Raw genomic sequence first — 22,524 nt, 5'->3', positions numbered from 1 at the left:
TTGGTGTGCTTGTGGAGCGTACCGAAGGATCAGCCAGAGGTGTGTTTTTCGCTGTTCAACTGACTTTTGTACTGGCGCGGGGTTGTCCCAGTTACTTTTTTGAAGATTTTTGTAAAATAGCTCTGGTCATCAAAGCCCACCAGGCCGGAGATCTCCAGCAGGCTTCTGTCGGTGTTGCGCATCAGCTCGGTGCTGTGTTCGATGCGGATGCGGTTGAGATAGTCAGTAAAGCTGGAGCTCAATTCCTGCCGGAACAGCTTGGACAGGGAGGACTCGTTGAGGAAGAGCGCGGCGGCCAGGTCCCGCAGGGTCATCTTTTCCATATAGTGGGCGTTGATGTAGGTCACAGCCCTGGTGGTGGCGGAGGACACCTGGGGCAGGTCGGCAAAGACGTCGTCCACAAAGTGGACCACCAGATCCCGGCTCCACTGGGCCAGGCTGTCCAGGGTGTTGAGCTCATTGAGGGAGTTGATGAATTTGAAATCCAGTCCGAAGATCTTCCGCAGGGAGGCGCCCCGCTCGGTGGACATCCGGGCCAGGGAGATATAGAGCTCAAAGAAGTGCAGCTTGATGCTGTCGAAGTTTCCGCCCTCCACCAGGACCAGCTCTTCGAAGAGGTCGTCCAGGCAGGTGAGGGCGGCCTCCCGGTTGCGGGCCTGGATCTCCTTGGAAAGGCGGTCCTCCAGATCCGAGCAGGTGGGGGCGGACAGAGCGGCGGAGGTGTTCTGAGGCTTGCTCTGCTTGCGCTTCTGGATGTGGTCTCCCACGGTGAGCTGGCGCTGGTAGCGGAGCCTGACCTGTTCGTAATCGTCCCAGTTCTTGTGGCTGTGCACCACGGCGCTGTACAGAAGCAGGGAGAACTTCTGTATTTGTTCTGGAGTATATACCTGCATGGAGGAAATGAAAAGAGAAATTTTTGCCAGGAGCTCCGGAGAGACCTGGTTGAGCTCAAAGGCCTGGGTGAGAAATTCAGCGGAGACAGGCCCCATGGAGAGGGGGCCTGCCACGGCGCAGCCGCAGAATTTTTCCGATACGATGACAGGCACCGCGATATGGATCAGGCCGGAGGGGCAGGAGAATATGTAGGGTTCGCCCAGATGGGAGGAGGATTTGGCAGAAAAGAGAAGCGTGCTGCTGCACACGCTGTCAGGCTGGCGGTAGACAGGGAAGAACTGGCAGAATTTTTTGTCCGCCTGAAATTCCTCCAGAACGGCGCCGTCAGGGTCAAAAAGGGTCACTGGTACGCCGGTACTTACGCTGAAGGCGTCCAGATACTCATGCAGGCGCTTATGATCGATGGCAGGCAACTGGCTTCCTCCTGTTCTGTTTGGATATGGTTTTCCACTGGGGAAGGGTGGTGAAGTTGCGGGGTGAGAGGCAAATTGGTAAAATGGGGATTACCAATTTGTAATTTTTAAAACACTATACCCCTTTTTTAGACGAAAAGCAATAAACAACTTGTACAACAGGAAAAATACTTAGCAAATACGCCGGAATAAGACAAAAAGAAATGGTATTTTTCTTAGAAATTGAGGACCGATTTCGATTATACTACAGGCGTGGAGCGGAAAGGAACAGCAGAATGAATCGGTTTAACACAATTTTTCAGAGCATCATCGACGGGGATGAAGAAAAGACCGTAGCACAGTGCAGAGAGCTGCTTGCAAAGGGCTGCCGTCCGGTGGACATTCTGGAAAAAGGGATGATTCCGGCCATGGATCGTCTGGGCGTCATGCTGAGCAGGGAAGAGCGGTTCATCCCGCAGATTCTGCTCTCTGCCAGAGCCATGCAGAAGGCGGTGGCCATCATCCGGCCGCTGCTGCTGGAACAGACCGATGGCACAGTCCACCGGGAAAAGGTGGTTGTGGGAACCGTCCGTGGGGACATCCACACCATCGGAAAGAGCTTAGTGGGCATCATGCTCCAGAGCGCCGGATTCGATGTGACGGATCTGGGTTCCAACGTCAGCGCCGAGCGGTTCATTGCTCAGCTGCGGGCGGACAACGCCCGGATCGTGGCCATGTCCGCCATGCTGACCACATCCATGGCCAGCATGAAGGAGACGGTGAAACAGATCCGGCAGGAGGACTTCGGCTATCCCGTCCACATCATTGTGGGCGGCGGCCCGATTACGCCCAGTTTTGCCCGGGAGTTGGGGGTGGAGTTCTCCGCCACCATGATGGACACGGCACGGCTGGCCACCGAGATCAGCACAGAGCGGCGGAAGAAGCCGCAGGACTGACGCGCACCTGTACATGTTAGTTAGGACGAGGACATACGAAGGAAGCAACCATACGGACAAATTTGAAAAGGAGCGGGAAATTCATGTCTATTCTCAACGAGATCACCGAGCTTGTCATCAAGGGCGACATCATGGGTACCAAGGCCAAGGTAGCCGAGGCCGTGGAGCAGAAGCTGGAGGCCACCGACATCCTGAACAACGGCCTGATGCCCGGCATCAACGAGATCGGTGAGCGGTTCGCCAAGGGCCAGATCTTCGTGCCCAACGTGCTGATGTCCGCCAAGGCCATGAACACCGGCGTGGAAGTGATTCAGCCCCTGCTGGCCGCCGGCGGCGACACCACCATTGGCACCGCCGTCATCGCCACCGTGAAGGGCGACCTCCACGACATCGGCAAGAACCTGGTGGGCCTGATGATGAAGAGCGCCAACCTGAAGGTCATCGACCTGGGCGCCAACGTCCCCGCCGAGAAGTTCGTCGAGGCCATCAAGGAGCACAACCCCGACATCGTGGGTCTCTCCGCTCTTCTGACCACCACCATGAACGAGCAGGGCCACGTCATTGAGGTCCTGAAGCAGGCCGGCGTCCGCGACCAGGTCAAGGTCATGATCGGCGGCGCCCCTGTCACCCAGGCCTGGGCCGACAAGATCGGCGCCGACGCCTTCACCGCCGACGCTGCCGCCGCTGCCCGCTGGGCCAAGGAGTACGTGACCAGCATCCGCTGAGATATCAACCGCCGCTCCGGCCGGGCGCCGGGCAGATATGAATGAAATGGAGGATGAATTCCCATGGTAGGAAGAGTCAAATATAACGTGATGAGCGATCAGGAACTGGAGTACATGAAGGGCCGCATGGAGCAGCTGCTCATCGAGCGCGGCATTCACCTGGACCATGAGGAGATGCTCTCCGAGCTGGCCAAGCTGGGCTGTGTGGTGGACATGGAGAAGAAGGACGTCCGCTTCACCAAGGAGCTCATCGACAAGGCTGTGGCCGCCGTCCCCGCGAAGTTCACCCTTTATTCCCCCAGCGGCAAGTACGACCTGGAGTTCCCCAACCCCACCGGCAGCTTCTACACCCGCACCAACACCGGCGCGCCCAACTACCGCACCGTGAAGGGCGACACCCACTACACCACCCTGGAAGAGGTGGACGAGTGGTATAAGATCACCAACGTCATGGAGAACCTGGACTACGTCACCCTGCCCTCCACCTCCGGCGAGTACGTGCCCGGCGACGCCGTCGACGTCTACACCCTGGAGAAGGCCCTGAAGCACTCCGCCAAGCATATCTGGATCCAGCCCTACGAGTCCGACAACGTCCAGTGGCTCATCGACATGGCTGCTGCCGCTGTGGGCGGCCTGAAGAACCTGCAGGAGAAGCCCATCGTCAGCTTTATCTCCTGCGGCGTGCCCAGCCTGACCTTCAAGCACATGGACGCCGAGGTCCTCTACCGCTGCGCCAAGTCCCGCGTGCCCGTGCAGCCCTGCTCTCTGCCCACCGCCGGCGCCAACACCCCTGTCACCGCTCAGGGCACTGCCTTCGTGGCCTGCGCCGAGGTGTTTGCCCAGATCGTCATGCTGGAGCTGATGTGCCCCGGCCTGCCCGTTATCGCCACTCCGCTGCTGTTCTCCATGGACATGCAGAGCACCTACACCCTCCAGTCCAACACTGAGATCACCATCTCCCGTCTCATCTGCATGGAGCTGTTTGAGCGGGGCTACAACATCCGCGCCCACTCCTACGGCACCGGTACCGACAGCGTGGTGCTGGATGAGCAGAACTTCATCGAGCGCACCAACCTGATCGACGCCATGGCCATGAGCGAGGCCTCCGTTCTGGGCGGCGCCGGCCAGCTGGAGACCGCCAAGACCATCAGCCCCCTGCAGCTCATCATCGACAACGAGATCTTCGGCATTGCCCGCCGCATCCGCCGCGGTCTGGATGTGAACGACGAGACCCTGGATTGGGACGAGCTCATCGCCGGCGCCGATCGGGAGCCCGGCTTCAGCTTCCTGACCAGCGAGCACACCTTCCGTCACTTCACCGAGCCCCACCGCCCCGACATGTTCAACCGTGACAGCCCGGTGAACTGGGAGATGAACGGCAGCAAGACCCTGCTGGACAAGGCTCTGGAGAAATTCAATGCCATCATGGCATCCGACGATGTCTACGAGCTGCCCGCGGACAAGGCCGCCGAGGTGGAGAAGGTGCTCAAGCAGGCCCACGCCGCGCTGGTAAAAGAGTAAGCGCACTCCGGCCATCTGCGATATGGCCCGCATCTCCGTGCGGGCCATATCATGGATCCGCCCCATAAGCGGTTTCGGCGACGAAATTCCGCATGTGTGTCTGGAATTTGAGAGAAAGGCGGTTTAGAGATGAACGTAACGAAGACGGAAAAAATCTGGCTGATTCTCACGGTAATCTTCTATATCCTCTACAATCTCCCCGGTGTCCCGCCTTATGGCGAGGCCATTCCCACGCTGATTCACGCGCTGCTTACGGTCGTACCCATCTGGATCATCGTCTATGTGGGCCTGGTAAGGGTCTACCGGATTTACAAGCTGAGAGGTGATGCGGACGCGCCCCCCGCGTCCAGTACAAAGGAGGGATAACGGATGCTGAGCGCCAATACTATCTGGATCGCATTTGGCCTGTACATGTGCTTCCTCATCGGCGTGGCAGTCTACGTTACGCTGAAGGAGCGCCGCCAGAAGAACAAGGGAAGCCTGCTGACCGCATCCGTGCCCTGGCCGGTGCTGGTTATGACCTACATCGCATCTCTGATGAGCACTTGGGTGTTCTTCGCCGGCCCCGGCGCCTACTACCGCGGCGGTCTGGGCTACTGGATCTCCGAGATGAGCTACATCGCCCTGTTCCCCATTATTGCCCACTTTACCATGAACAAGGTGTGGATCGTCAATCAGGAAAAGGGCGGCACGCTGGTTACTCCCGCAGATTTCTACTATGAGCGATTCAAGAGCAATGCCCTGCGCACCATCCTGGGCATCATCTTCCTGGTCTCCGCCGTGCCCTACGTCACCTCCACCCTGGTGGCCATCGCCCAGGCGGCCCAGTATGCCACTGACGGCGCCATCAACTACCGCATGGCTGTTATTGTCATCGGCCTGACCATGACGATCTTCGTGTGCATCGGCGGCATGAAGTCCGCCGCCATGGCGGACACCGTTCAGGGCCTGCTGTTTATCGCCATGCTGTGGGTCATTGTCATCGCCTGCCTTATCGTGGGCTTTGGCGGATCCCTGCCTGCGGCGGTGGGCAACCTGTGGGAGAACACGCAGTCGTTCTTCTCCTATCCCGGCCCCTCCGGCTGGACGCCCTACGCGGCCCGGTTCGGCTATCCCTTCTCCTGCGCCATCGGCTGGACCATCATGCTGCCCCACGTGTTCGTCCGTTCCGGCTATTTTGGCGACAACATGAAGACTCAGCGCAAGCTGTCCTTCCTCACTCCTGTGCTCCAGGCTGTGGTATGGACCGGCACCATGATGATCGGCCTTATCGGCCTGGCTCTGGTCAGCAACATGACCGCCTCCGAGTCCGAGCTCATCATCCCCTATCTGGTGAAGAACTTCGTGCTGGACTTCAGCCCCGTGCTGGCCACCGTGCTGATGATCGGCTTCTTTGTGGGTTCCGCCGCCGTGGGTCTGTCCACTGCCAACGCCTTCCTGGGCGTCAGCGCCGCCATTGTATCCTCGGACCTTATCAAGAATACCTTCCACATCAAGGTGCCTGAGAAGAAGGAGACCATGGTCAACCGGGTCATTATCGTGGTCATCGGATTGGTGTCCACTGTCCTGGCCATCAATCCGCCCGATCTGATCTTTACCCTGATTATGTTCTCCATCGCCATTGTAACGCCCCTGTTCTCCGTGCTGGTCTTCGGCCTGTACTGGAAGAAGGCCACCAAGCAGGCCGCCATCGTCGCCTCCATCGTGGGTACGGTGCTGGTCCTCATGACCTACTTTGTGTGGAACGTGGGCGACACCTGGTACGGCGCTTTCGGCCTGCTGGGCTCCACGGTGACCATGTTTGTGGTCAGTCTGGTGACCAAGCAGCCCGAGAGCGACGCCGCCCCCTTCTATGCCACGCTGGAGTCCGGCATGAACCGGTTCTATGAGGTTAAGAAGGCGAAAAAGGCTGCCAAAGCGGTAGAAAAGTAAGCGTCCTGCCATTTACATCACTGCATTCTGAGGGGCCGGAGGTGGAACCCTCCGGCCCCCGGTCTGGAAAGGAATTATATCATTATGGGTAAGGAACTGATTTTTAAGACCATGCGTCACGAGCCCACCGAGCGGGTGCCCTGGGTGCCCTTTGCCGGCATTCATTCCGGCAAGCTCAAGGGCTACAGCGCTGATGAGATCCTCCAGGACGGCCAGAAGCTCTATGAGTGCCTGATGGAAGTCGCCCGGCTCTACGGTCCCGACGGCATGCCCATCATGTTCGACCTCCAGCTGGAGGCGGAGATTCTGGGCTGCGATCTGATGTGGGCCAAGGACAACCCGCCTTCCGTGGCCAGCCACCCCTTCGAGGGGGACAACAAGGGCATCCCCTGCCGCTGCAAGCTGCCCACCCCCGAGTCCGGCCGTATTCCCGTCATGCTGGAGGCTATGACCAAGCTGAAGGCCTCCGTCGGCGATGACATCGCCCTCTACGGCCTGATTTGCGGCCCCTTCACCCTGGCCTCCCACCTGCGGGGCAGCGAGATCTTCCTGGATATGCTGATGGACGAGCAGTATGTCCGCGACCTGGTGAGCTACTGCGCCGAGGCCTCCATCCGCATGTGCGACTACTACATCAACGCGGGCATGGACGTGATCGCCGTGGTGGACCCCCTGGTCAGCCAGATCGCCCCCGAGTCCTTTGACTCCATGCTGGCCGACTCCTTCAAGGCCGTGTTCGACTACATCCGCAGCAGAGGCGTGTTCTCCTCCTTCTTTGTCTGCGGCAACGCCACGCCTCAGCTGGAGGTCATGTGCAAGACCAATCCCGACTCCATCGCGGTGGACGAGAACGTGGACTTTGTCTACGGCAAGAGCGTGTCCGACAAGTACAACATCGCTATCAGCGGCAACATTCCTCTGACCACCGTCATGCTCCACGGCACGCCCAAGGACAACATGAAGTACGTGGTGGACCTGCTGGACAAGGTGGAGGATCACCGCAATATGATCGTCAGCCCTGGCTGCGATATGCCTTACGATGTGCCTGTGGAGAACACCGTGGCCTGCTCCCAGGCTGTGAAGAACACCGAGCAGTGCCGCGAGATGCTCAAGGACTACACCGGTCCCGACGACAGCGGCATCCAGATCGAGCTGCCCGACTACGAGCACCTGGAGCGTCCTCTCATCGAGGTCTTCACGCTGGACTCCACTCAGTGCGCCGCCTGCACCTATATGATGGCCGCCGCCCAGGCCGCCAAGGACTACTTCGGCGACAAGATTGACATCGTGGAGTACAAGTACACCATCCGTGAGAACGTGGTCCGCTGCAAGAAGATGGGCGTCACCAACCTGCCCACCATGGTCATCAACGGCCAGATCCGCCATGTCTCCATGATCCCCGACAGCAAGGCGCTGCGGGAGGAGATCGAGGCCCTGCTGTAAGGACCGCCTGAATTTGGTTTAGTGCGGAGTTCGCCCGGTGTACGGCTGCGCCGGGGGCAGAAGGCTTGCGCAAGTCTTTCCAGAGTTGAATCGATGCCAGTCAGTTCGCTTTGACCGCATTAAATATCTCCCTCTAAGAAACACAGAGCACCCGGCTTGGGGAGCCGGGCGCTCTGTGTTTCTTTTTATTAAAGGTAGGAATGGGGGTCCATGCCGTAAATCTGGACGACCTCCAGAAGGGGGCTTTCCGCCAGGTCCAGCACGGTGACGATCTTTCCGCCGTCCGAGTCCAGGTCCACGCCGAAGGCCTGCCAGGCGTACCAGGGGAGATAGGCGCACTGGGCCTTGAGGGAGCTGTCCGGGTCGGGGGCTTTGGGGCCGAAGATGCCGGAGAGCAGGCTGTATGGAATCCCGTCCAGATGCTCCAGGGCGAACTGGACCACCTGCTGCCTGGTCTCGTCGTCGGCGTCCTTCACCCGCAGGACCATGAAGTTGGAGTAGGTCCGCCAGTGCTGGGCGTTGACCTGGGCGCTGTCGCTGCCAAGAACCACCGCCTCCAGGGTGACGCCCAGCTGGGGGTCCACCACCAGGGAGGCGTGGCCGTGCCGCCAGCCGTATGTATGGGTGGAAAAGGAGAGAATGATATCGCCTGGCTCCAGCGGAGCCAGCGGCACCGAGTATACCACATTCCCATCGGCGTCCCGCAGCCGGTCCTCCTTGGTAATGGGAGGCAGGTCCAGGCATACCGGCGTCTGCTGGGCAAAAAAGCCTGCCTGGGTCTCCAGGATCTGTTCCACGCCCTGGCTGCCGCGGGCCAGCAGGGCGTCCACTGCCGGCCTGGCCAGACCGGTCTGGAGAAAGAGCGTCTCATAATCCCCGTCGTCCAGGGAATCCTGGTTCAGGATGGGGGAGAGGTCGATCTGCTGATAGTCCGGAGAGAAGTAGGGGGCCCGGTGGGCCCAGAAGGTCTGAAGCAGGGCGTTGAGGCCGAAAAATAGGATGACGATGGCTATGGGGACTGCTGCCCACAACCATCGGCGGCGCTTTTTCCCGGTTGATTTTGTCTGCATATACAGTCACCAGTCTTTCATAGGACAAGGGTCGCACTTCATAGAATTATATATCAAATTCCGCGATTTGAAAATGGGGGAACGGCCATGAAGAGCAGAATTGCCGATTTGCGGTGCAAGGAGATCATCAACGTGACCGACGGCAGCCGCTACGGGTACGTGGGGGACGTGGAGGTGGACCTGGACAGCGGCCGGGTCTGTGCCCTGGTGGTGCCCGGACGGCTGCGGCTGTTCGGCCTGCTGGGCCGGGAGGCGGACCGGATCTTCCCCTGGGAATCGGTGCGGCGGTTTGGGGAGGACATCATCCTGGTGGAGTCCGGCGCGCTGCGGTCCGGCCGAGAGGAACGCCGCCGGGGCAGACGGGAGGGACAGGAAAAAATCCTGTAAAATCCGCATTTTATGAAATAAAAATGGAAATCATACTTGCATTCCCTACAGCCCTATGATAAAATACTCTAGCTGTGTAAAAGCACAGTATTACGCACACCGTTGTGACGGAGCGCCTTGTGCCCCATGGGCTGGCGGGCTCCGGATGAACTGGTGGAGGTAATAACTATAAAGGAGGAAACAAAACTATGGCAGTCGTATCTATGAAGCAGCTCCTGGAGGCCGGTGTCCACTTCGGCCACCAGACCCGCCGCTGGAACCCCAAGATGGCCGCTTACATCTACACTGAGCGTAACGGCATCTACATCATTGACCTGCAGAAGACCGTGAAGAAGCTGGAGGAGGCCTACAACTTCGTCCGTGATCTGGCTCAGAACGGCCAGACTCTGCTCTTCGTGGGCACCAAGAAGCAGGCTCAGGAGGCCATCAAGGAAGAGGCCGGCCGCTGCGGCGGTTATTATGTGAACGCCCGCTGGCTGGGCGGCATGCTCACCAACTTCAAGACCATGCGCGGCCGTGTGGACCGTCTCAACCAGCTGAAGAAGATGCAGGAGGACGGCACCTTCGACATGCTCCCCAAGAAGGAAGTCATGAAGCACATGGGCGAGATCGCCAAGCTGGAGAAGTACCTGGGCGGCGTTGTGGAGATGAAGAAGCTCCCCGGCGCGCTGTTCGTGGTTGATCCCCGCAAGGAGCGCAACGCCATCAACGAGGCCCGCAAGCTGAACATCCCCATCGTGGCCATCGTGGATACCAACTGCGATCCCGACGAGATCGACTATGTCATCCCCGGCAACGACGACGCCATCCGCGCCATCAAGCTCATCTCCTCCGTCATGGCCAACGCCATCATGGAGGGCAAGCAGGGCCAGGACGCCCCCGAGGAGGCCCAGAAGGCCGAGGAGACCGCGGCTGAGTAAGCCGGTTCCGATTGATGCGGACTTTGGAGCGCCCGCCCAGGCGGGCGGGCGCTCTTCATATTGATTTTTACAAATGTGGAGGTAACTTATTATGGCTTTTACTGCGAAAGACGTGCAGGCTCTGCGCGAGATGACCGGCGTCGGCATGATGGACTGCAAGAAGGCCCTCACCGCTTCCGACGGCGATATGGACAAGGCTGTGGAGTTCCTGCGTGAGAAGGGCCTGGCCGCTTCCCAGAAGAAGGCTGGCCGCATCGCCGCCGAGGGCATGGCTTACGCCGCTGTGATCGACGGTGTGGGCGTGGCTGTCGAGGTCAACGCTGAGACCGACTTCGTGGGCAAGAACGAGAAGTTCGTGGACTTCGTCAAGGGCGTGGCCAATGTGGTCGCCAAGGAGAACCCCTCCGACCTGGACGACCTGCTCGCCAAGCCCTACGGCAACGGCCGTACCGTTCTGGAGGAGCAGCAGGAGATGGTGCTGGTCATCGGCGAGAACATCAAGGTTCGCCGCTTTGCCCGCTGCACCGAGGGCGTGCATGTGCCCTATGTCCACGCCGGTGGCAAGATCGGCGTGCTGGTGAACATGGAGGTCTCCGCCGGTCTGGAGAACAACGCCGAGGTGCTCAACGCCGGTAAGGACGCCGCCATGCAGATCGCCGCTCTGAATCCCCGCTTCCTGGACAAGAGCCAGGTCGACCAGGCCACCCTGGATGAGGAGAAGAAGATCATGCTGGTCCAGATGGAGAACGACCCCAAGATGGCTTCCAAGCCCGAGAAGGTGAAGGAGGGCATCGTGAACGGCAAGCTGGGTAAGTTCTACAAGGAGAACTGCCTGCTGCAGCAGGAGTTCGTGAAGGACAACTCCGTCAACGTGGAGCAGTATGTGACCTCCGTGGCCAAGGCCGCCGGCGGCACCGCTGTGATCAAGAGCTTCGTCCGTTTCGAGAAGGGCGAGGGCATCGAGAAGAAGCAGGAGAACTTCGCCGAGGAGATTGCCAAGCAGCTGGGCAAGTAATTGTGTGCTCATCCCTCCGCAACTAAGCACATTGTCCCCCAATAATGACTCCCACAAGAGTCCGAGGAAATTCGTTTCCCCGGGCTCTTTTTTTATTTCTTTTTGCTTCTTTGCCCGGTTTTTGGCTTAATTTAGTTCAATTTTGAACTTTTGGAGAAAAAGATGGGGGCGAGCGTCCGGCGGTCAAAATGGTCGGACAAACGACCAGGTTGGAAGGGGACGATCACATGGTATCTAAGAGAAATGGCATTTAAGTCAAAAAATTGACAGCGAAATTTGAATTAAATGAAAAATTTGCGGGTAGGATCATCAAATTTTTGATTTAATTCAATTTTTGGTCGCAAAATTTTGAGTTAATTCCGTGTCATCATCAAATTTTTGAGTTAATTCAAAGAATTAAGATAAAAATTTGCTGATACAGAAAACTGATGGAGATATAAGCCACTGGGGAAACAAACTTTTTGGGGAGGGGTGCCTCATGGAACGGACAGGAGAGCGCACACGAGATATCCGATTTTACAGTCCCAAAAACAACGACATCGTATGCCTGCATAGCAAGTGGGCCAGGAATTACGCACGATGGTTGGAGGAGCAGCCGTGGGTGCAGAGCTATGAGGCCGGCTGTCCTCTGGATGCCGACATCATGGGCCGCATATCACGGGCAGGCATCCGTACGGACTATCTGCAAACTGGCTGGGCTACCGACTTTATGCTCGAATACGCTGATGGTCACAAAGGGGTGCGGGAGCTAATCTTACGGGAACAGCTAAAAAAGAAGGCCTATGTGGAGCGTCTGGAACTCTCCAGGCGGTACTGGGCGGTGACCGACACGGAGTGGATGGTGGTGATCATGGATGGATAGACCACTGCGCTTTGTGTGTCGGCTTGGAGCCGTTTTCAGAATTTTGAAAGCGACTCAAGACGGATATTGGCTCATTAACTGTGACTCTCCCTCTTCCCCATTCTTCGAGGTAGCCCTTGAAAGATATGAACGAGTACCTGCGCCGGAAAGCTGGATGTCAGCGCAAGCCATGACCCCGGCTCAGGAAGTTCGCTTACAGATGATCCAGCCAATGATTGACTGCGATGACTGCATCTCGGACAAGTCTCTGCGATATCAGATGGCAGCAAAGGCGGCACAGCAGCACCAGACCACGACACGCCGCATCCTACGACTGTATTATCGTTACCTGGCAACAGGACAGCTCACACAAAAGCGGACACAGCAGGCCAGTAAAAGCAACCATATGATAGAGCAAGCGATCCGGCGGTACTACTATGGATCCAAGCGATTATCCCTACGGGCTGCTTACGAGATGATGCTGCTGGAGGACTATGTTGGTCAGGATGGAGAGATGGATAGCGATGCTCCGACATGGAGCCAATTCCGCCACTACTACTATGGACACAGCTTGCACAAGGACCCTCAAAAGATCATTGCACGAGAGGGCCTTACCAAATACCAGCGGGACCACCGGCCGGCATGGGGCTCCTCTGCCGGGTGGAGGACACAGCCTGGGAGCTATCAGATGGACGCCACACAGGCGGATATCTATCTGGTGTCCAGGCAGGATCGATCCATCGTGGTGGGTAGGCCGTATATCTACTTGGCGGTAGATACGGCCACCCACCTGATCGCCGGGGTCTATATTGGATTTTCGTGCGATGAGACCGCTGTGATGGCTTGTATCGCCCAGGCAGCATCTGACAAAGTGGAATATTGTGCTCGTTACGGCATTGAGGTCACCCAGGAGCAATGGCCATCGGTGGGCATGCCCACGGAGATCATCACAGATCAAGGCCGTGAGTTTTTCGGCCCCCGCATGGGAGAGTTGTGCCGTCGGTACGGGCTTGAAGTACTGACCTTGCCGCCATTTCGGCTGGACTGCAAGGGGTCCGTCGAAAAATCGATTGACTTGTTACAGCAAAGATACAAGCCTATGCTGCGGGGCCGTGGCGTAATCGAGGATGATGCCCAAGAGCGATGGGCAACCGACTACCGCACTCAGGCAACCCTTGACCTTGATGATTTTGCACGGGTTGTCATCCACTCTGTACTGTACCTAAACAGCGGGAGGCTTATCGATGGTAAGACTCCCGCAGAAAGATGGCTGGAGCTATCGCCCCGATTGATGGCGGTTGATCCGCAAGAGCTGCACATACAGACGCTGCCCCGGGATACTGCCAAGCTGACCCGCAAGGGCATCCGGATCAATCGCATGTGGTATGCACCGGATGATGCAGATGGGTTGACCATTGGAGACAGCTATACGATTGCCTATGACCCGGCAGACCTGCGCCGTATCCATATCATCCTTGCTGAGCGGATCTGCCCATGCCATGCAGTGGAGATTGGCCAGTCGCTCTCTGTTTGCGAGGTTGATGCAGCACATGAAGCAGCTAAGAGGGACAGGGGAGCGGCTCGTGCAAAAGAGACAGCATCGAGTATCGCCGCCACCCAGGCCATCCGAGCAATCATCGAGCACGCTGATGAGCACAGAGAGCCAATCAGGCAAGTCGACGGAGAGCAAATCAAACAGGATCAAATTAAAGAGAGGGGGCAATTGAGTGAGTAGGTATCCACCCGGCCATACGGTCGGGGCCATCTACGAGGGTAGCAGCGGCAACCCGTACCTGGACGCCATGCCTGACATGCTCTCACCGGAGCAATTTGCCCGGGTCATCGCAAGCTACCCACCTATCCCACATGACTTAGCCCAGATGTCGCCCGAGGAGCGCCGGGGGCTACTGCCGTCTCTGGCATCCATCTATGTGCCGATGCCGTACCAGTACGCTATCTACGATACACTGTATCGTGCAATCTCTACGACATACCGAACGGCTGATGTAATGGAATCGACCAAGGCAATCAACGCCTACTACTGTGGCCGAGACACCAACTACGCCACACAGGCTGACAGCGGGTCAATTTTGGGAGTCCCTGGGTGCGGAAAGACGGCTACCGTGCGCCGGTGTCTATCCACGATGCCACAGGTAATCGAGCATATGGAGTACCAGGGGCAGCCCTGTTACTGCAAGCAAGTGCTGTGGCTGCATGTGGAATGCCCGAGTGATTGCTCGGTCAAGACTCTTGGATTTTCGATCATGGCCGCACTTGATCGGGCTATTGGCTCACACTACCTGCAATCAACGAAGGGATTACGGACAGCCTCGGCCTCTGCTATTGCGACCCAAACAAAAATCTTGCTTACTAACAATCATGTTGGTTTATTGGTTATTGATGAAATCCAAAACGCTGTAATGACGGCCCGTAAAAACCGGCAGGAAAAGCCGCTGCTCCGATTTTTAGTTGAGCTAACGAATGAGACGATGACCTCAATCTATTTTATCGGCACACCAGTCGCAGAAGAGCTCTTTGTCTCCCAGGAACATCTCAAGAGGAGAACAAGAGGTATCCGATTGGCACCATTTCGGCCGGACGGGGTCTATCTCGACTTTGTACGCAAGATATGGCCGTACCAATACACCGCACAGGCGGCACCGTTGACAACATCTCTATCAAATAAGATGTACGATTGCAGCGGCGGTATCCCGGCCTATGTGATTAAAATCTTTGCTGAGTCACAGGCCCAAGCCTTGTTGCAAGGCCGTAGCTGCATCGATGAAAAAGTGATCCAGCGGGCGGTCGAACTGCTGGCCATCAAGGTTCCCAGGACCTATGCGGCCGGCACTCACATTTCGGATTTTGAGATTGGGGAAGCCACGCCAGAGCCACCGCAAGAGCAGGAAGAGGTGTCAAGGCAATATGCCAACAAAAGGGGCCGCAAGGCGGCACAGCGGGATGATAGAGACCTGCTTGTGGCGTATATGGAAGGAAAGAACATCGAGGAGCAGCTAAGAAAACATGGGCAACTGGAGGAGGATTATCATGGGTGACCGGAAGTTGCACTGGGGCCCTGATGCGCTTGTACATTTGATAGGGTTGCGCCGATGCTGACCTATTTTCCATCCCCATACCCAGACGAGTGGTGGTACTCGGTCCTTTGCCGTTACCATGTATGCAGTGGCCACAGCAAGCACGCAACCACTATCAGTGAGCTATACGGTGGCCGGCTTATGTTGCGTAGCAGGCTTATCCCTGGAGGCGACTGCGCTGCCATCTTATCCGAATTACCGCCAGGGGTGCTGTCAATTGACGATGTATTGGCCAATCATACTCTGCTGCCATACTATACCCGCTTCTTTACTATAGATAAAAAGCGGCAGGTATGGGAGGCGTTACGGGCTGGCCGAGGATCAGGTATTACCAGTGTGCGGATGCAGATGCCGGATGGCATGGAGGGGCTAAAGTATTGCCCTACCTGCTGTCGATTAGATACACAGCAATATGGAGAGCCCTATTGGCACCGAGTACACCAGATCCCCCTATTGGCCCACTGCCCGATGCACAAGATCCCACTTGTTACTGTACCCATCAAATTTACGAGGTTATCTGAGGTTTTCCTGCCGCTCGTATCAATTCACTGCCAGGAGGCTGTTTCCCGGGAGAAAGCCCCGTGGATGGAGCCGCTGGCGGACATGATTGCGGCGCTGTTAAGCGGAGACTATGCCCCAACAGTTGGATACAACAATCTGCATACCGCATTGCTCAACGCAGGATATGGGTGGACAAGATCAACAAGTATCAGACCCTGAGTGTCGTTAAAATCCAGCAAGCAGCCAGGGAGTATTATGGCACACAGATCTATGAGCAGTACTTTGCCAGCTTGTCTGCCACTGTAATATCACGGCTCATAAGTTGGCATCTATCCTCGCCAGATCGGTATGCACTGCTCGCCGTGATGGTTGGCTTGGGTGCTGACACTCTATTTGGACCGGCGCTCGATGGCACAGACCCACTGTTGGAGAGGCTCTTGTCCTACAAGGAGGCAGGTGTAGTATACGGTAAAAGCGATTTGGCTGCAAAGATGGGCATACAACCCGGACAGCTGGACTCCCTTGCTCGCAAGTACAAGGTACAGCCATTTTGGAGACAAATCTGGCAGGATCGCAACCGGTGTATCCGGTTGTCACTAACAAATAGCGAGTACGAGGCCATATCACAAGCGGCTCAAGAAAGCGGCGGCATACCTCTTGCTGTGTTTGCACGTACAATTATTTTGAATGGTTTGAAAAATAAGGAGAGATTGCAATGAATGGTTACCGAAAAATCCTGAAAGAAGTCCTGGAACAAGAAGATCAGGATCGCGAGCGTAAGATTGAGTACCTGATGCCCAGGCTGTGCGGGTTAGTTGACGATGCTCCCTATTTCTCCGCTTTGAGCAATGGTGCAGCCGCATTGACGGCACTGTACATCCTGTGTGCCAGTCACAATATCAATACCGTAAATCACTATCAGGCAATAAAAGAACGCTTGGTGCATCTGATCGATGACCTGCAGGACAACATGTTGGATCAATTCCCGCCTCAAAACCCGACACAGGAGTAATGTTAAGAAGGGGAGGGGAAACGGTTGAAAGACTATGTGCGTGCTCTGCATGACCGATTTTGCAGAACTTCGTCGGCAATACGCGAGAAGGAAGAAATGGAACAAGCTTATGCGAAGCTGAAGGCTGTAATGCATGATGTATCACAGAGAAAACTGTTGCTTGCGCTAATTGACGCACAATCCATGCTGCAAAACCAGGTGTCACTGGATAGTTTTGCTGCTGGGCTGCAGTTAGGGCTTGGACTTTATAGCGAACTGGAGCCATATTCGTATGAGGCAGATATTGAAAACCGAGCGTTGCGGAGAATGGAGGAGATGAGTCGTATGTGTCCGTAATACAAGTGTTTGCCGTTACACGTTGAGGAACCCTTTTTGGGGGCTCGAAGGAGGCAAAAACAGGTGGAATCTGTAACGAAAACGGCGGAGAAGATTATCGTTACACATGGGTATGCAAGATGCAGCACAAATGAGACCCGCCAAGACATCGACCGACAGGTGAGGGAACTCAAGGCAGCAGGGGCGACACGAATATGGATGGAGTATGAGCACGGGGATTCACCGACCAAAGAGCAACAGGATATGATGTGGGATACAGTCCGCCCGGGAGACACGGTGATAATCACAGAGCCGTCCCGCCTGTCCCGATCGGTGTAGCAGTTTTGCCAGATCGTAGATGTTATCAAGCTCAAACGTATCCGACTCCAAATCTTAGGGAGCATCACCATCGACTGCCGGACGACTGACCCAGATCCGATGACTGTGGCCTTTCTCCAGCTCATCGCCGTATTTTCCGAGCTTGAGTTAAGCATGATCCGGGCCCGAGTGCGCTCCGGCGTGGCCAATGCCAAGGCTAAGGGCAAACAGCTGGGCCGCCCTCCTATCACGGCGGAGCGCATCCCAGATAGTTTTTTCCGATACTATGCAAGATACCAATGCAAGGAAATCAATGTTACAGAACTGGCCAGGCTGGCACAGGTAAGCCGCCCCACAGCCTACCGATACTTGTCAGTCGTAAATAAAGAAAGGAAGGGCAACTAATATGACGGAATGCTACCGTTATGCTGTCGACACATACGAGAAAATGACCGATGAAGCAAAATCCAAAATCTCACTCGAACTTCTTTACAATGCCATTTGCTATTATCATGGCGACGCGGAAAAAATCGTACAAGAGCTGCTGCGTATGGATCAGGCAACTCTCAGCAAATTTACTGCCATGTTGGCTGCGACGCGGCAGCAAGTCAAGCAGATGCATAAGGCCACGTTGGCTGCAATGCCGGCCTCTGGACGGTCAATATTTGCTTCCCCTGAAGTGGAGGATATTATCTTTTACCGGATTTCCAACGGTTTACCTATTGCATAATACCAACAAGGAGTTCCATTACCTAAATTGAAAGGTTTACTAATAAGAAAGAAGGGGCTTTATGAAAACAGAAGATAAGATCAATGCAGAAGCGGCAGAAATCGTCAAAGAGATTGAAGAAGCAGGGCTGGATATGCCCAAGATTAAATGCAGCATCTGCGGTAGAGCGACGCCGGCCCATGCGGTATACGCATTGCCGGAGGTATGGCGCCATGCACGGCAGATGGCACTGTACATGCTGGGCAAGGCCCCCAAGCCTGAGCCGGTGGATGAGCAGGCGCTGGTGCGCAAATATGGATATACGATCCATGATGTGTTTTGCACCGACTGCTGGCTGGGTCTCATCTTGGACGGTGGCCAAAAGAAGGGCCAATAATATCTTATATACGAAGAAAAGCATTGGGATTAAGACATTATAATAATGGACGCTGTTGTCCACCACTGTCTACTGGCCCGATGCTGGGAGCCATATACAATCCAGCATCGGGCAGACGTCCGGGAGCAATATGTGTGTAGGTGGGTGCACAAAGATAGCTTGACAATGGATTTTCTTTGTATATAAGATAAGTAATAAGGAGGATAATCCATGGAAAACGACACTGAACTGATTACAATTACAATTGATGCTGACCTTGCAGCGAAAGTGGAAGAGATGATCCGGCTTATGGGCATCACCCAGGAGCAATTGATTGTCAGATTTTTTCATTGGTGTGTGGATGAGCCGGAAGAAGCGATTGCCTATTTAAAAAAGGCTCAGGAAGAGCAGGGTAAAGAACTCCATCATGATTGATTAACCTGGGAATATAATAATTCGGGCCCGCCTTGAATGGCGGGCCCGATATTTCTGCGCACAGAAAGTTGTATACAGTACTTATTGATGCCTTTTGGGTGCCTTTATCCTGCCGGATGATGTAAATTTTTTTAAGGCATATAATATATGTAGGAGCACAGCGATCTATCACCTATGTAACAATGTATCAGTTGCGACGACACTGTGTCGTGAGCGCTGTGTGTATAGGTATGGGGGAGAGTTGCTGGTCCTATGCGCCAATCAGATTTTGATGACATGCATATATTAGCAATAGGCCTACGGCTATATGCCATCAAGACCTTACCGCACATCGTTCCCCTTAAAAAATTTAAAAATAATTTTTTGAGGGCACTAAGTGACATATTTTAAGAATTTCAGCACGAAATTGCAATTAAATTGTGATAAATACTCTAATTGTTGTATACAACATTGATTTTTGCGAAATAGAAAATAAATTTGCCGCATATATATAGATATAGACAACGCCTCGTGGCGCATGGGAGCCAGGGACACCCGGTTGGAGGAAACCCATCATTCCAACCGAGCTACCTCCACAGCGAGCAGGCTGCATAGGATCTGCCGGCAGGTGCCGGCAGCGTGGGTCGATGCGTGTACCAGCCCACGATATCAATAACTGGACCAGGTGTGACAGAGCCGCTGCAATAAGTCTGTTCGGGGGAATGCGTGGGCATGGTAATCTAAAACCTCCGTCAACCGGGTGTGCCTGACCGGGTTCATATAAATTAGGCAGGAGGGCTTCTCGCCGGCGAAAGCCGGGGGAATCCACTCATACAAACCTTCCTGGAGCGAGAAGATGGAAGGGAGTGGATTGGCAGATTACCGCTGATCAGATCAAATGTAGGTCTGATATACCCCCTGTGCCGTGTGAGAGAGTAGAACTCTATTTTTCTCATGCGCCGCACAGGGGGTGGACTGCGCGTGCCGGTAAAGTAAGCTAACTGTCCCGCTCGTGCTTGCATGGGAAGTAACCCAATCTTGAATACAAAGAAAAGCCGGTGGTAGTTGGTCGTTTGATACAACGCCTTTCTCGCAGGTTAAAGGCCTCTGCCCGATGCTGGAGCGTAAAATCCCTCGAACGGTCGCTGAAGGCCGCCAGAAGCCCCTGCAGACCCGGTTGGAACGCTGAAAACCCCGTCAGAACCGCCTGGGTCGTAGCAAAACCTTAACGATACAGCTTGGATCGCGGCAAAACCTGAACGATACAGCGCGAACACGTTCCCGGAGCGTTGCAAAACCTGAACGATACAGCACGTGCTGTATATGATTAACATACTTAATAGGAGACTTTAAAGAAAATACTTTAGCATGGTAAAGTACCCTTTCTTGAGCGAAGAGAGGGGAGGGTGAGACTTCTTCTCGTTCTTGGAGGGGGAAGGGGAGACTTCTTCTTGCTCGATGATGGGGAGGAAGTCGATTCTTTTTTAAGGGAAATGACATAATTAAATCAAAAGCCAATGTCAATACCCCTTACCAAGCAAAAAAGATATACATCATAGATGCACCAACCGGCCTGAGCCTTTTCTCAGGCCGGTTTACTCTGCTTCAATAAATTTCTAAAACAGGGGTTTGCAGTCGAAAAGATGCACTGCCTTTTGCCTGTGCAGCCCAGGACTTAGAAATTGTAGGACTGTAGAAATAAGAAGAGGTATTGTACAAGGATGCTATTTGCTGTTTAGCTCGCCTGGAAATAAGATGGACTGTGAAAAGGTGTGTGTCGTGTAGATACATTCCTACTGTTATGCCTCAGCACCTGACGCCGGCCTGGACGGAGGAGCTGGGGCCCAATGCGGCAGAGATCCATGCGACATGGCAGCACCGCCTGGCCAACCTGACGCTGACCGGATACAACCCTAATCTCAGCAACAAAAGCTTTCGGGAGAAACGGGACGCCGAGAAGGGAGGATACCGGAACAGCGGTTTGCGGATGAACCAGAAGATCGGGCAGAAGGAGTCCTGGGGCCTGCCTGAACTGGAAGAGCGAGACAAAGAGATGGTCGCCCAAGCGCTTCGAATCTGGCCCTGCCCGCAGACGGACTTCAGACCTGCGGAAAAAGAGTTTGATTCCTGCACGTTGGATGATGAAGATATAGACCTCACAGGTCGGGAGATCGTAAAATACAGCCTGCTGAATATGGAGCAGTCTACTGCCAGTTGGACGGATATGTTTGAACATGTGGTGAAGTTCCTGCACCAGAAAGACAAGTCTGTCCTTTCGGCATTGGCATGCAGCACGGATCAGGCAACAGATCTTGCGGGGTATGTCTCTGACACCGGAAGTGAGCTGCGCAGTGCGCTCCAGATTGACGACACAATTTATTTCGAGAAGAACACCAGCACGGCGCTGAAGCTGTCGATTCTTCGGCGGTTATTTGCCCTCTATGGTGTGGACCCCATGGAGTTGGTGTTTTATCTGAAAGATTCGGACAGTGAAAAGGCAGCGGAAACGAGCCGCTTTGAACTTCGCAGACGGTACTGGGCCTATGCTCTGCCGCTTATCCAGAAGCAGCATATGCACCGGGGTAGTTTTGGGAATGTCAGCCCCGGCACATCCAATACCGTGGCGGGCTTCTTTGGAATCAGCGGATGCTCGGTGCAGTGTATCGCCAATTATGATGGAGCACGGATCGACTTCTATTTGGGAAGCAGCGATGCCGCATGGAATAAGGAATCCTTTGATTTGCTGTACAGCCATAAGGACGAAATTGAGGAAGAACTGGGAATCTCCCTGAACTGGGTACGGGCCGACCAGTATAAAGCGTCTTGGATTTCTTATGAGCTGAAAGATGTGAGTATTGTGGATGAGGGAGACTGGCCCCGCATGGCAAAGTTTCATGCGGAGTGGAGTGACGCCATCTGCAATGTGGTCCTCCCATATTTGCAGAGCGAGGATGCACTGGGGCAGCGCCTTTCCGAGATTGCTGGTATCCTGAGGGAGTGGACCGTAAGCCGGCCGGAAGTGAAGGAAAATCTGGCGAGATGTAACCGTACCCTGACCCGCTTTACGACAGCTCAGATGTCGGAAATCTTCCCGGACATCCCCGGCGCTCCCAGTGGCTGGGGCACAGAGAACCATTATTTTTACGAAATCGTCAACCGTACGGGAGACAAGATACATATTCAACTGGCCCTTAGTTCCAAGAACGCAACGGAGGACTTCTTGGAAACCTGCGACCGGGTCAGCTCTCTGCCCTTCGTCCGGCCCAGAAAGGACGAATGGAAATGGTGGACGATTTTCCGTACGGAGAGCGTGAAACTCGGCGAGTCCGTTGAAAAAAAGGAGATTTTTGAAAAACTGGACTTGTGCATGGAAAAGGTACAGGCTTTTGAGGAAGAGTTGAAACAGGCACTGGCTGAACGATAACCGGCTATCTAAAAATGACCCCGGAAGAGGCGTATAGACCTTCTTCCGGGGTTTGTTATGTGTTGTACTTTGTTTGAGGTGATTAGATAGTGATTGACTACTTGAAAAGAGCTCAGGCACAGAGTAAAGGACTCTATCAGATTGATTAACCTGAGTAATATGATAATTGGGCTCGCCTTGGATGGCGGGCCCGATATTTTTAATGAGTATAAAAAGTTACATACAGCGCGCATTGGTGTCCCTTATACTCTTTTATCCTGCAGG

At 54.9% G+C, this 22,524-nt stretch carries 22 protein-coding genes and 1 pseudogene; 21 read left to right on the top strand and 2 right to left on the bottom strand.

All coding sequences use genetic code 11. The annotated features are described in order from the left end of the window. Positions 1-29: 29 nt before the first annotated feature. Positions 30-1,307, bottom strand: coding sequence for a helix-turn-helix domain-containing protein (locus tag WMO64_RS01815; protein ID WP_349230815.1), 1,278 nt, complete (start codon positions 1,305-1,307; stop codon positions 30-32). Between the two features lie 275 nt (positions 1,308-1,582). Between WMO64_RS01815 and WMO64_RS01810 the strand changes: the two genes are divergently transcribed. The 6 genes from WMO64_RS01810 to WMO64_RS01785 all read left to right on the top strand — a co-directional run bounded on the left by WMO64_RS01810 (position 1,583) and on the right by WMO64_RS01785 (position 7,863). Further along, complete coding sequence (locus WMO64_RS01810; RefSeq protein WP_294519904.1) at positions 1,583-2,242, top strand: cobalamin-dependent protein; 660 nt, start codon at positions 1,583-1,585, stop codon at positions 2,240-2,242. A gap of 83 nt (positions 2,243-2,325) precedes the next feature. Continuing rightward, positions 2,326-2,967: a corrinoid protein gene (locus WMO64_RS01805; RefSeq protein ID WP_294519900.1), complete on the top strand. Its 642-nt coding sequence runs from the start codon at positions 2,326-2,328 to the stop codon at positions 2,965-2,967. Between the two features lie 63 nt (positions 2,968-3,030). Next, entirely contained in the window at positions 3,031-4,488 is a 1,458-nt protein-coding gene (locus WMO64_RS01800; RefSeq protein WP_294519897.1) for a trimethylamine methyltransferase family protein, read from the top strand. 129 nt (positions 4,489-4,617) lie between these two features. Continuing rightward, positions 4,618-4,854, top strand: coding sequence for a hypothetical protein (locus tag WMO64_RS01795; protein ID WP_349230814.1), 237 nt, complete (start codon positions 4,618-4,620; stop codon positions 4,852-4,854). Between the two features lie 3 nt (positions 4,855-4,857). Further along, positions 4,858-6,420, top strand: coding sequence for a sodium:solute symporter family protein (locus tag WMO64_RS01790; protein WP_294519892.1), 1,563 nt, complete (start codon positions 4,858-4,860; stop codon positions 6,418-6,420). Positions 6,421-6,504: 84 nt separating this feature from the next. Beyond that, the gene (locus WMO64_RS01785; RefSeq protein WP_294519889.1) at positions 6,505-7,863 is read left to right on the top strand and encodes a uroporphyrinogen decarboxylase family protein; all 1,359 of its coding nucleotides are present in this window, start codon (positions 6,505-6,507) and stop codon (positions 7,861-7,863) included. Positions 7,864-8,051: 188 nt separating this feature from the next. Here WMO64_RS01785 and WMO64_RS01780 read toward each other — a convergent pair whose 3' ends face one another. Then, on the bottom strand, positions 8,052-8,933 hold the full coding sequence (locus WMO64_RS01780) for a hypothetical protein (RefSeq protein ID WP_349230813.1): 882 nt from the start codon (positions 8,931-8,933) through the stop codon (positions 8,052-8,054). Between the two features lie 87 nt (positions 8,934-9,020). Here WMO64_RS01780 and WMO64_RS01775 point away from each other — a divergent pair, with 87 nt between their 5' ends. The 15 genes and pseudogenes from WMO64_RS01775 to WMO64_RS01710 all read left to right on the top strand — a co-directional run bounded on the left by WMO64_RS01775 (position 9,021) and on the right by WMO64_RS01710 (position 22,260). Further along, positions 9,021-9,320, top strand: coding sequence for a YlmC/YmxH family sporulation protein (locus WMO64_RS01775; protein ID WP_294519884.1), 300 nt, complete (start codon positions 9,021-9,023; stop codon positions 9,318-9,320). 188 nt (positions 9,321-9,508) lie between these two features. Continuing rightward, on the top strand, positions 9,509-10,240 hold the full coding sequence (gene rpsB, locus WMO64_RS01770; RefSeq protein ID WP_294519881.1) for a 30S ribosomal protein S2: 732 nt from the start codon (positions 9,509-9,511) through the stop codon (positions 10,238-10,240). 91 nt (positions 10,241-10,331) lie between these two features. Then, the gene (gene tsf, locus WMO64_RS01765; protein WP_294519878.1) at positions 10,332-11,255 is read left to right on the top strand and encodes a translation elongation factor Ts; all 924 of its coding nucleotides are present in this window, start codon (positions 10,332-10,334) and stop codon (positions 11,253-11,255) included. 478 nt (positions 11,256-11,733) lie between these two features. Further along, positions 11,734-12,117 (top strand): PDDEXK family nuclease, encoded by a 384-nt coding sequence (locus WMO64_RS01760; RefSeq protein WP_294519875.1) that lies wholly within the window; start codon positions 11,734-11,736, stop codon positions 12,115-12,117. A gap of 199 nt (positions 12,118-12,316) precedes the next feature. Continuing rightward, positions 12,317-13,831: a TnsB C-terminal domain-containing protein gene (locus WMO64_RS01755; protein WP_349230812.1), complete on the top strand. Its 1,515-nt coding sequence runs from the start codon at positions 12,317-12,319 to the stop codon at positions 13,829-13,831. After that, a complete protein-coding gene (locus WMO64_RS01750) occupies positions 13,824-15,152 on the top strand; it encodes an ATP-binding protein (RefSeq protein WP_349230811.1) in 1,329 nt (442 codons plus the stop codon). Before WMO64_RS01755 ends, WMO64_RS01750 begins: the two co-directional genes overlap by 8 nt. Positions 15,153-15,206: 54 nt before the next feature. After that, positions 15,207-15,911, top strand: a complete 705-nt coding sequence (locus WMO64_RS17100; protein ID WP_353963956.1) for a TniQ family protein — start codon at positions 15,207-15,209, stop codon at positions 15,909-15,911. Next, positions 15,881-16,411, top strand: a complete 531-nt coding sequence (locus WMO64_RS01745; RefSeq protein ID WP_349230810.1) for a hypothetical protein — start codon at positions 15,881-15,883, stop codon at positions 16,409-16,411. The genes WMO64_RS17100 and WMO64_RS01745 overlap by 31 nt, the downstream gene beginning before the upstream one ends. Next, positions 16,408-16,704, top strand: coding sequence for a hypothetical protein (locus WMO64_RS01740; RefSeq protein WP_349230809.1), 297 nt, complete (start codon positions 16,408-16,410; stop codon positions 16,702-16,704). Before WMO64_RS01745 ends, WMO64_RS01740 begins: the two co-directional genes overlap by 4 nt. Before the next feature lie 24 nt (positions 16,705-16,728). Then, the gene (locus tag WMO64_RS01735; protein ID WP_349230808.1) at positions 16,729-17,040 is read left to right on the top strand and encodes a hypothetical protein; all 312 of its coding nucleotides are present in this window, start codon (positions 16,729-16,731) and stop codon (positions 17,038-17,040) included. A gap of 63 nt (positions 17,041-17,103) precedes the next feature. Beyond that, positions 17,104-17,742, top strand: a pseudogene (locus tag WMO64_RS01730) (recombinase family protein). A 1-nt stretch (position 17,743) separates the two neighbouring features. Continuing rightward, the gene (locus tag WMO64_RS01725) at positions 17,744-18,067 is read left to right on the top strand and encodes a hypothetical protein (protein WP_349230807.1); all 324 of its coding nucleotides are present in this window, start codon (positions 17,744-17,746) and stop codon (positions 18,065-18,067) included. 61 nt (positions 18,068-18,128) lie between these two features. Next, entirely contained in the window at positions 18,129-18,443 is a 315-nt protein-coding gene (locus WMO64_RS01720; RefSeq protein WP_349230806.1) for a hypothetical protein, read from the top strand. A gap of 210 nt (positions 18,444-18,653) precedes the next feature. After that, positions 18,654-18,857: a ribbon-helix-helix protein, CopG family gene (locus WMO64_RS01715; RefSeq protein ID WP_349230805.1), complete on the top strand. Its 204-nt coding sequence runs from the start codon at positions 18,654-18,656 to the stop codon at positions 18,855-18,857. A 1,780-nt stretch (positions 18,858-20,637) separates the two neighbouring features. After that, the gene (locus WMO64_RS01710; protein WP_349230804.1) at positions 20,638-22,260 is read left to right on the top strand and encodes a DUF4268 domain-containing protein; all 1,623 of its coding nucleotides are present in this window, start codon (positions 20,638-20,640) and stop codon (positions 22,258-22,260) included. The last annotated feature ends 264 nt before the right edge of the window (positions 22,261-22,524 follow it).

The sequence above is a fragment of the Pseudoflavonifractor intestinihominis genome (assembly GCF_040096055.1).
Lineage (GTDB): Bacteria > Bacillota > Clostridia > Oscillospirales > Oscillospiraceae > Pseudoflavonifractor > Pseudoflavonifractor intestinihominis.
This window is presented reverse-complemented; position numbering and strand designations above follow the sequence as displayed.

What these genes read in the sequence shown, in the direction of transcription:
- WMO64_RS01810 (WP_294519904.1), top strand. Translation starts at nt 1,583, where the DNA reads ATGAATCGGTTTAACACAATTTTTCAGAGCATCATCGACGGGGATGAA.
- WMO64_RS01805 (WP_294519900.1), top strand. Translation starts at nt 2,326, where the DNA reads ATGTCTATTCTCAACGAGATCACCGAGCTTGTCATCAAGGGCGACATC.
- WMO64_RS01800 (WP_294519897.1), top strand. Translation starts at nt 3,031, where the DNA reads ATGGTAGGAAGAGTCAAATATAACGTGATGAGCGATCAGGAACTGGAG.
- WMO64_RS01795 (WP_349230814.1), top strand. Translation starts at nt 4,618, where the DNA reads ATGAACGTAACGAAGACGGAAAAAATCTGGCTGATTCTCACGGTAATC.
- WMO64_RS01790 (WP_294519892.1), top strand. Translation starts at nt 4,858, where the DNA reads ATGCTGAGCGCCAATACTATCTGGATCGCATTTGGCCTGTACATGTGC.
- WMO64_RS01785 (WP_294519889.1), top strand. Translation starts at nt 6,505, where the DNA reads ATGGGTAAGGAACTGATTTTTAAGACCATGCGTCACGAGCCCACCGAG.
- WMO64_RS01780 (WP_349230813.1), bottom strand. Translation starts at nt 8,933, where the DNA reads ATGCAGACAAAATCAACCGGGAAAAAGCGCCGCCGATGGTTGTGGGCA.
- WMO64_RS01775 (WP_294519884.1), top strand. Translation starts at nt 9,021, where the DNA reads ATGAAGAGCAGAATTGCCGATTTGCGGTGCAAGGAGATCATCAACGTG.
- rpsB (WP_294519881.1), top strand. Translation starts at nt 9,509, where the DNA reads ATGGCAGTCGTATCTATGAAGCAGCTCCTGGAGGCCGGTGTCCACTTC.
- tsf (WP_294519878.1), top strand. Translation starts at nt 10,332, where the DNA reads ATGGCTTTTACTGCGAAAGACGTGCAGGCTCTGCGCGAGATGACCGGC.
- WMO64_RS01760 (WP_294519875.1), top strand. Translation starts at nt 11,734, where the DNA reads ATGGAACGGACAGGAGAGCGCACACGAGATATCCGATTTTACAGTCCC.
- WMO64_RS01755 (WP_349230812.1), top strand. Translation starts at nt 12,317, where the DNA reads ATGATCCAGCCAATGATTGACTGCGATGACTGCATCTCGGACAAGTCT.
- WMO64_RS17100 (WP_353963956.1), top strand. Translation starts at nt 15,207, where the DNA reads ATGCTGACCTATTTTCCATCCCCATACCCAGACGAGTGGTGGTACTCG.
- WMO64_RS01740 (WP_349230809.1), top strand. Translation starts at nt 16,408, where the DNA reads ATGAATGGTTACCGAAAAATCCTGAAAGAAGTCCTGGAACAAGAAGAT.
- WMO64_RS01725 (WP_349230807.1), top strand. Translation starts at nt 17,744, where the DNA reads ATGACGGAATGCTACCGTTATGCTGTCGACACATACGAGAAAATGACC.
- WMO64_RS01720 (WP_349230806.1), top strand. Translation starts at nt 18,129, where the DNA reads ATGAAAACAGAAGATAAGATCAATGCAGAAGCGGCAGAAATCGTCAAA.
- WMO64_RS01715 (WP_349230805.1), top strand. Translation starts at nt 18,654, where the DNA reads ATGGAAAACGACACTGAACTGATTACAATTACAATTGATGCTGACCTT.
- WMO64_RS01710 (WP_349230804.1), top strand. Translation starts at nt 20,638, where the DNA reads ATGCCTCAGCACCTGACGCCGGCCTGGACGGAGGAGCTGGGGCCCAAT.